This window comes from Oleiphilus sp. HI0067, assembly GCF_001635735.1.
In genome coordinates, this window is the sequence record NZ_LWFI01001437.1 from 1 (window position 1) to 539 (window position 539).

General features: G+C 41.4%; 1 protein-coding gene. It reads right to left on the reverse strand.

What is annotated here, in order from left to right:
- Positions 1 to 539, reverse strand: a 539-nt coding sequence (locus A3739_RS23405) for a UvrD-helicase domain-containing protein (protein ID WP_197472519.1), incomplete at both ends; no start/stop codon positions are given.

The window sequence follows — 539 nt, forward strand, 5'->3', positions numbered from 1 at the left end:
TCGCCGATTAATACAAGTGATGGAGCAATATCTAAATCATTGTTCGTGCACTCTGTGCCGAATAAGCGAGAAAATATAGGGTACTGATTCGCGTCGGTATCTTGGAATTCATCAATCAAAGCTACCTGATATTGCTTGCGCAAACTAAGCGTTAATTTCTTCGCTAGATGCTCATCATCTGTCGCCTGCTTGAGCTGCAAAATAAGATCATCAAAATCGAGTATTTGTTCAGAACGTTTGCGCGCCTCAAATATCTCATTTATCTGCTTAAACACTGCCTGAACAAATATTGGTTTCGGGTCTGCGGGTTCGTTTACAAAGTGTTTTTCTAGAAATACAAAAAAAGCATGCTCGGGTGGTTGCTTGCCCTTTTTCGTTTCACTAGGAAGATGACTTTCGAAGAATTTATCAAACTTAAGGGAGCTATCTGGCAGACCACTCGCACTATCTTCCGCCCAAGATCTAATTTTATTTAGCCAAGTTAATTTGTTGTTGAGACGAGTGAGGTCAGACTCCCCGACTAACTTCGTCGCATCATC